Origin of the sequence: Rhizobacter sp. (genome assembly GCA_021153565.1) — a bacterium.
Taxonomy (GTDB): Bacteria; Pseudomonadota; Gammaproteobacteria; order Burkholderiales; family Burkholderiaceae_C; genus Albitalea.
Genome location: JAJKJU010000116.1, coordinates 1 through 7,789, shown reverse-complemented (window position 1 = coordinate 7,789; position 7,789 = coordinate 1). Strand labels below are relative to the sequence as shown.

Here is a 7,789-nt window from a genome sequence, read left to right as displayed (position 1 = left end):
TCGATCATGCCCGCTCATCACGCCAAAAGACCCCTGCTCGTCGTTGCAAATGCTCGCCATAGCCCGGGCTATGGCTGTGCTTTGCGCCTAGATCAGGTGCCATTTGACGCGCTGCTCGGACACGCTCGAAAAACTCTCAGCCTCTGACGCCACAAGCTGCGCACCAAAAGCACTGCACTTTCGGCGCGCGAATTAAATTCGCTCAAGGCATTATTTGCTCATCCGATATCCCAGGGATTGATCCAAATCAAACCCAGACAGATGAGCGGGAGATCCCCGACGCCTGTCTTGAACCGCGCAACGGAGACCGAGACGATGACTGTCTTGCTTGAAAGCGAACGACCCACGAAAGCACTGCCTGCCGCAGTGCCCCACCCAAGCCGGCCCTCCGCCGCCTGCCCGAATGCGGCGCACAGCGGCGAATACCTGAGTTTTCGCATCAGCGACGAAGAGTATGCGTTGGGGATCCTGAACGAGCAACTGCTCGGCAGCCACTCGGTCGGCCTGCTCGAAGCCGGCGACGCACACTGAACCCTACCCACACCCTGCCCGTACACCCCACCAGCCCCCCCACCAGCACCCCACAACAAGCGGAGCCGAAATGCGCAGCAATCTTCCCGTCACCCAACGCGAATACGATTTTCCCGCCGATGCAACGCTGATGTCGACCACCGACACGCAGAGCCACATCAATTACGCCAACGCCGCCTTCGTCTCCGTCAGCGGCTTCGAGCGCAGCGAGATCATGGGTCAGCCCCACAACATGGTGCGCCACCCCGACATGCCCACCCAGGCCTTCGGCGACATGTGGTCCACGCTGAAGGCGGGCAAGTCGTGGACGGCGCTGGTGAAGAACCGCCGCAAGAACGGCGACCACTACTGGGTGCGTGCGAACGCCACGCCCATCATTCGCGGCGGTCAGGTCACCGGCTACATGTCGGTGCGCACGAAGCCCAGCCGCGACGAGATCGCCGGCGCCGAGGCCTTGTACCGAGAGTTCCGCGAGAACCGCGCCGGAAACAAGGCCTTCCATCAGGGATTGATCTTCGCACGGGCTGGCTGCGCTGGACCTCCGCGTTCCAGACGATGCCGGTGCGCTGGCGCATCCGCCTGGGCCTGCTCGCCGCTGGCGCGCTGGGCGTCGCCGGCGCTGCAGCTTGCGGCATCGGCGGCGTGGCACTGGGCGCGTTCGCGGCCGGAGCTACCGTGGTGTCTGGCGCCATCTCGGCCTGGCTGGAATTGCAGATTGCCAGCCCGTTGGCCATGGTCGAACGTCAGGCGCTCAGCGTCGCGGCAGGCCAGCCGGCCGCGAACGTGCATCTGAACCGCGTTGACGAGATCGGCATGATCCTGCGCACGGTCAATCAGTCGGGCCTGAACCTGCGTTCGCTGGTCGACGACGTGAGCGAGCAGGTGGGTGGCGTCAGCACCGCCAGCGGCGAGATCGCCCAGGGCAACAACGACCTGAGCGCGCGCACCGAGCAGGCCGCCTCCAGCCTGCAGGAGACAGCCTCGTCGATGGAGCAGATGACCTCGACGGTCAAGAACAACGCCGACACCGCGCAGCAAGCCGCCCAACTCGCCAGCAACGCCAGCGTGGCCGCCGCCAAGGGCGGTGAAGTGGTGGGCCAGGTGGTGAACACGATGCAGGCCATCACCACATCGAGCAAGAAGATCGCCGACATCATCGGCACCATCGACGGCATCGCCTTCCAGACCAACATTCTGGCGCTGAACGCGGCAGTCGAAGCCGCGCGGGCCGGCGAGCAGGGCCGTGGCTTCGCCGTGGTGGCCGGCGAAGTGCGCAGCCTCGCGCAGCGCAGCGCCGAAGCGGCCAAGGAGATCAAGTCCCTCATTGGCGACAGCGTCGAGAAGGTCGAGAACGGCGCCAAGCTGGTGGACCACGCGGGCCAGGCGATGGGTGAGATCGTTTCGCAGGTGCGCCGCGTCACCGATCTCATCAACGAGATCAGCAGCTCGACGATGGAACAGTCCAGCGGCATCGGCCAGGTCAACATCGCGGTGGCGCAACTGGACCAGATGACGCAGCAGAACGCCGCACTGGTGGAGCAGTCGGCCGCGGCAGCTGGTAGTCTGAAGGGACAGGCCGGCCGCCTGGTGGAGGCCGTCGGGGTCTTCAGTCGGAGGTAGGTGGACGGGCCGCGCTGGGCGGGCTTGCGGCTCGCCCCATCGACGCGGACTCGTGGACAACGCCGGCACCGAGGCGGTCGGCGTTTACAGCCCGCGTTGAGCAATGTCACCCAGCCGCGCGAGCAAGCCCTTCCGAGTTTCGACTCTCAGCCTCTCAGCGGTCAGCTTCTGGATGTAAGACCAATACCGGGATCCGGGTGTGCGTCAGCACCTTGTGCGTCTCACTGCCCAGCAGCAAGGCCTTGATGCCCTTGCGCCCATGCGACGCCATCACAATCAGGTCGCACTGCCGCTGTTCAGCCGTGGCAATGATCTGTTCGTAAGGGTGATCGCCGGTGACGGCCACGGCGTCGCAGAAGACGTCCGCCTGCGTGGCCACCGCAGAGAGCTTGCTCAGGTATTCGTCAGCGTGGCGCCGTGCGTCCACCTCGAACTGCCGCCGCGTGTCCTGTAGGGACTCCACGGCATAGCTCACCAGATGGTACTCGGGCATCACAGTGATGCCGGTGACCTTGGCGCCGACCGAACGCGCCAGCTGAACGGCCTTCTGAATCGCGAGATCGGACAGCGGTGAACCGTCCGTCGGCAGCAAGAGATGCTTGAACATGGTGACCTCCCGTGGTCAGCCAACGCCACATGCCGCCGCGTCGAGCACGACCCGGCGACCCCTTTGGCCCGCACGACCGAAGCCCGTGCACGACCGAATTCATTGTGCGCTCGGCCGCTTCACCTTGCCAGCTGTGCACTCCCTTTGGGGTCGCCCCGGGGTTCCCCTGCATGTTTCTGAAGAGCCTGAAGGTGTTCCCCAATGCGAGTGTTTGCGCCTCCGTGCGAATCGATGGGCTTGCCTTCTTGCCCAGGCTCGCGCCCAGTTGCCGGCGCAGGATGCCTTGAACGCCATCGGTGGCCCAGAACTGCAGCGGGTTCGAGGGGCTGAAGCGCACCGTTCCTCCGGCAACCTGATGAAGTCCAGGGTGACACGATGGGGGCCATCTTGTCGAAGCGCCAGTAGGGCAGCGTCACCGAAGGATCGATCGCCTGCTGCTCGCGCTCAAGGTCTATGAGATCTGACCGATGCCAAGGCAGGAATCCCGGGCCGCCGTGAACCTGCGCGTCGGCGGCGCCAGTCACATTCATGTTGCCGTGAAAACGATGCACCGAGCGTTGGGCTGGCTCCCTCTATCACGCCAAGCGCGGTAGCAGTAAGAACTACGGTGGTCCTGGCCAGTGCTTGCCACTGACTGTTGACGGCGGGCATGCTGAATGCGTACCCTGTTTCATGCCAGACACTCAGCCTGACGACGACATCCAGACCCCGCCCGACGAGGCCACAGTGGCCCCTGATCCTCTGCCGTCCGAGGAAGCGCCAGAGCCCGAGCGTGTGCTGCTTCACATGCCGGTCGGCGTGCGAAGCGTGTCCCTCGCGGTGCTGGCGGTGCTCGCCACGGTGTTTGCGCTGCATTGGGCGAGCGCAGTCTTCATTCCGCTGATGCTCGGCATCACCTTCAGCTACGCGCTGACGCCAATCGTCGACCGCATGGCACGCGTGCGCATTCCGCGTGCCATCGGCGCGGCGCTGTTGATGACCAGCATGCTCGGGGGCGTGGGCTGGACGGCTTACGCGCTGAGCGACGATGCAACCACGCTCATCGAATCGCTGCCCGATGCAGCGCAAAAGGTGCGTCTTGCCCTGAGAGCGAAACGCAATCGCTCGGAAACTGCCATGGACAAGATGCAGAGGGCTGCCACGCAACTGGAGCAGGCCGCGCAAGAAGGCAGCTCGACGTCACCGTCCGCCGATCGCGGCGTGACGCGGGTGCAGATAGAGCGGCCCAAGTTCAACATCAAGGACTACTTCTGGACCGGCACGCTCGGCCTGGTCGCGTTGCTCGGGCAGGCGTCAGTGGTGCTCTTCATCACCTTCTTTCTGCTGGCATCGGGCAACACCTTTCGGCGCAAGATGGTGAAGCTCGCCGGACCGACCTTTGCCAAAAAGAAGATCACGGTGCAGGCGCTCGACGAGATCACCGAACAGATTCAGCGCTACCTTCTGGTGCAGGCTTTCACGAGTATCGTGGTGGGCATCGCGACAGGGCTGTCGTTTCTTTTGATCGGCGTGCAGCACGCCGCGGTGTGGGGCGTCGCGGCTTGCGTGCTCAACTTCATCCCCTACATCGGGTCGCTGGTCATTACTGCCGCATCGGCGCTGGTGGGCTTCGTGCAGTTCGGCAGTGTCCACATGGCCTTGCTGGTGGCAGGCGTGTCGCTGGTGCTGCACACGATTTCGGGCTACCTGCTCACGCCGTGGCTCACGAGCCGCGCCAGCCGCATGAATGCGGTGGTGGTGTTCGTCGGCGTGCTGTCATTTGGCTGGCTGTGGGGTGTGTGGGGACTGCTGCTGGGCGTGCCCATCTTGATGATGGTGAAGGCGGTGTGCGATCGGGTGGACGATCTGAAGGCCATCGGGGAATTGCTCGGGACGTGATGTTCATGGTCCGGATCGCATCCAAGGATCGCACCGCGGGCGAGATCCGGGAGCGAGATCCGGGAGGGAGAGGCTAAGCCGGCCGTGTCGTTTGTGCTTGCGTCATGGGCATCTGCGAATACAGTCGCGCATGGCCGAACCCATCACACACACTCGACAACGCGACGCGATGCTGGCCGGAGCGACCGGATTGGTCGGCCGCGAGTTGCTGCGGCTGCTCATCGCCTCACCCGAGTACGCACGCGTGCATGTGCTCTTGCGCCGGCCTGCCAAGGGCCTGCCGTCGAGTCCGAAGCTGGAGCTTCACTACGTCGACTTCGCGCAGCTGTCGCCCATGCCGCCGGTTGACGATGTCTTCATCGCCCTGGGCACGACCATCGGCGTGGCGGGTTCGAAAGAGGCGTTTCGCCGCGTCGATTTCGATGCGGTGCTCAACACCGCGCGAGGCTGTGGGGTGCGTGGCGCGAAGCGGCTCGTCGTCGTTTCGGCGCTTGGCGCAAATGCGAGATCGCGCCTGTTCTACAGCCGCGTCAAGGGCCAGATGGAGCGGGCCGTCGCCAAGCTCGGGTACGAGAGTGTGGTCATCGTTCAGCCTTCGCTGCTGGTTGGCGATCGTGCCTCCCTTGCGCAGCCCAGGCGTTCTGGCGAGGAGTGGGCAATTCGCATGCTTCGCCCCGTGATGCGTTGGTTGCCCGTGGGGCTGCGGCCTATCGCTGCGGAGGCGGTCGCGCGGGCGATGATCGCTGCTGCACAAAAGGCTGAGCTGGGCGTGCAGATTCTGAAGTCGGGCGACATGCAACCCGCGTGAACGCGGATGCGATGCAAGGCGCTCCGAGCGCCGTGTGGCGAGCCACACAAGTGAGGAGCAACGCCGCAGCGCGCCCGTCCAGCGCTCCCAAAACGGGAAATTGTTTCGGGCCAAATCCTTATGCCGTCGGTTCCAGCCGGAATGTCGCGACTGCCCTGACCAGTTCATTGGCCTGGTTGCTCAGGCTTTGCGCGGCGGCGGCCGACTCTTCCACCAATGCGGCGTTCTGCTGCGTCACCTGGTCGAGCTGGACCACCGCGTCGCTCACCTGGCCAATGCCCATGGTCTGCTCCGAGGTCGCGGCGCTGATGTCGGCGAGCAGGGCGTTGACGCGCTGGACCTGCGTCACGATGTCGTTCATCGTCCGCCCGGCCTCATCCACTTGCCTGCTGCCGACGTCCACTTTCTCGACGCTGTCGTTGATGAGGCTCTTGATGTCCTTCGCTGCCGCGGCGCTGCGTTGCGCGAGCTGGCGAACTTCCGTGGCCACCACTGCAAAGCCGCGACCCTGCTCGCCCGCACGCGCGGCTTCCACCGCTGCATTGAGCGCGAGGATGTTGGTCTGCAATGCGATGCCGTCGATGACGCCGATGATGTCGCTGATCTTCTTGCTCGAGGCGCTGATCTGCAGCATCGTGCCAACCACATGTGCAACCACCTCCCCGCCTCGCGCTGCTACTGCGCTGGCCGACGTGGCGAGTTGTGCCGCCTGGCAGGCGGTCTCGGAGTTTGTCTTCACCGTGCTGCTCAGTTGCTCCATCGAGGCGGCTGTCTGCTGCAGATTGGAGGCTTGCTCCTCTGTACGCTGCGACAGATCGAGATTGCCGGTGGAGATCTGGCTGGTGCCGGTGGCGATGCTGTCGCTGCTCGCACGCACGGTGCCGACGACCTTGACCAGGTTCTCGTTCATCGATTTGAGTGCACTCAGCAGCTTGCCGGTTTCGTCGCGGCAGGTCACTTCGATGCGCGAGGTCAGGTCGCCCGTGGCCACCGTTTCGGCGATCTTTACGGCCTCTTTGATCGGGCGGGTGATCGAGCGAGTAAGCAACCAGGCGATGGCCGCACCAAGCAGCATCGCCGACAAGCCCAAGGCCAACATGAGGTGGCGTGTGAACGCGACGTCCTGATCGATCTTGATGCCGCTCGCTTCGGCGAGCTTGCGCTGATAGTCGGTCAGCGCCTTGACATGTCCCTGCAGGAGGTCAATGGCCGGTAGGGTTTCGCCGATCAGGGTCCGTGTGGCTTCGTCGCGCTTGCTTTCTTGCAGCAGTCGGTCCACCTTGGTGAATGAATCGACATAGACGACACGCGCTTCCTTGACCTTTGCCAGCAACGTTGCGCCTTCCGCTGAGTGCACCAGCTTGTCCAGCGTCGCCAACGATTCGCTGACGAGCGTCTTGTTGTTGTCAATGGCTTGATGGATGTGGGCGATCTGATCCTTGTCGGTGAAGAAGAACAGCTCCATCGTGAGGCGGGCATTGGCACGGGTCATGGAGTTCAATGTGGAAGCAGCGTCAGCCTTGATCCAATCCTGGTGGAAGACCTTTTCGGTGGACTCTGCCACGCTGTCGAAACGTGCCACGGCCAGCCAAATCATTGCTGCCATGAGCGCCAGCACGACTGCGAATCCCATGCCAAGCCGAGCGCCGATGTTCATATTCTTGAAGAAGCTCATGATGACTCCCTGTGAAGGCAAAATTTGATGTCATGCGCACAACGAGGCGCGGGCACGCTCCGGCAGCGCGGATCACGCGAGCCAAAGGGCCGTGGTCGATTCCGATCGAAACCGCGGTGTGACGAGGGGGGATGGCGGGCGCGTGCTGAGGGCCCGTCGCGCGATGGCGGATGGCGGCACGGCACGGCATGGCTGCGCGCACGCTCGTGATGGCCGCTTGCTTGGACGCAAGCCAGTGTGGAAAGCATGACCCTACTCCCTGAATTCGATTTTTTGCTGACCGGTCCAGGAATTCGAATGGAACTCCCACCGGTGATCTAGTGCTCTGCACCAGCGAATTGCAGGATCAATCTTGCCGTGGGGCGAGATGCCGCATCAAACAAACAACAACCGAATCGCAGCCCAGTTGTGAAGCAGAGCCAGGCGGTGCATTCGCACCTTTAGGACATGGCCCGGAATAACTTTCCGTTTGGGGGACGCTGGGCGAGATGCGATGCAAGGCGCTCCTCACTTGTGTGGCGAGCCACACAAGTGAGGAGCAACGCCGCAGCGCGCCCGCCCAGCGCCCTCAAAACGGGAAATTGTTTCGGGGTGCGCCGGGAGACCGGCAAGGAGGAAATGGTGCAAGTCCACTGCGATGAAGGTATAGCGAGCCACATCGGCCCCGAGC

The 7,789-nt window shown here is 63.6% G+C and carries 6 protein-coding genes and 1 pseudogene; 4 read left to right on the top strand and 3 right to left on the bottom strand.

Annotation, left to right across the window (positions count from 1 at the left end):
• The first annotated feature begins 315 nt into the window (after positions 1 to 315).
• Together AC30NL_RS07280 and AC30NL_RS07275 are read left to right on the top strand one after the other, a co-directional pair.
• On the top strand, positions 316 to 531 hold the full coding sequence (locus AC30NL_RS07280) for a hypothetical protein (protein WP_489463343.1): 216 nt from the start codon (positions 316 to 318) through the stop codon (positions 529 to 531).
• A gap of 70 nt (positions 532 to 601) precedes the next feature.
• Positions 602 to 2,151, top strand: a pseudogene (locus AC30NL_RS07275) (methyl-accepting chemotaxis protein).
• 154 nt (positions 2,152 to 2,305) lie between these two features.
• Here AC30NL_RS07275 and AC30NL_RS07270 read toward each other — a convergent pair.
• Both AC30NL_RS07270 and AC30NL_RS07265 read right to left on the bottom strand, forming a co-directional pair.
• On the bottom strand, positions 2,306 to 2,758 hold the full coding sequence (locus tag AC30NL_RS07270; protein ID WP_489463342.1) for a universal stress protein: 453 nt from the start codon (positions 2,756 to 2,758) through the stop codon (positions 2,306 to 2,308).
• Positions 2,759 to 2,877: 119 nt separating this feature from the next.
• Positions 2,878 to 3,288, bottom strand: a complete 411-nt coding sequence (locus tag AC30NL_RS07265; RefSeq protein WP_489463341.1) for a tyrosinase family protein — start codon at positions 3,286 to 3,288, stop codon at positions 2,878 to 2,880.
• 142 nt (positions 3,289 to 3,430) lie between these two features.
• Here AC30NL_RS07265 and AC30NL_RS07260 point away from each other — a divergent pair, with 142 nt between their 5' ends.
• Both AC30NL_RS07260 and AC30NL_RS07255 read left to right on the top strand, forming a co-directional pair.
• On the top strand, positions 3,431 to 4,636 hold the full coding sequence (locus AC30NL_RS07260) for an AI-2E family transporter (protein WP_489463340.1): 1,206 nt from the start codon (positions 3,431 to 3,433) through the stop codon (positions 4,634 to 4,636).
• A gap of 130 nt (positions 4,637 to 4,766) precedes the next feature.
• Positions 4,767 to 5,444 carry an NAD(P)H-binding protein gene (locus tag AC30NL_RS07255; RefSeq protein ID WP_489463339.1) on the top strand — a complete coding sequence of 226 codons (678 nt, stop codon included), beginning with the start codon at positions 4,767 to 4,769 and terminating at the stop codon, positions 5,442 to 5,444.
• A gap of 118 nt (positions 5,445 to 5,562) precedes the next feature.
• On the opposite strand, the gene AC30NL_RS07250 is transcribed toward AC30NL_RS07255, so the two are convergent.
• Positions 5,563 to 7,119 (bottom strand): methyl-accepting chemotaxis protein, encoded by a 1,557-nt coding sequence (locus tag AC30NL_RS07250; protein WP_489463338.1) that lies wholly within the window; start codon positions 7,117 to 7,119, stop codon positions 5,563 to 5,565.
• Between the last annotated feature and the right edge of the window lie 670 nt (positions 7,120 to 7,789).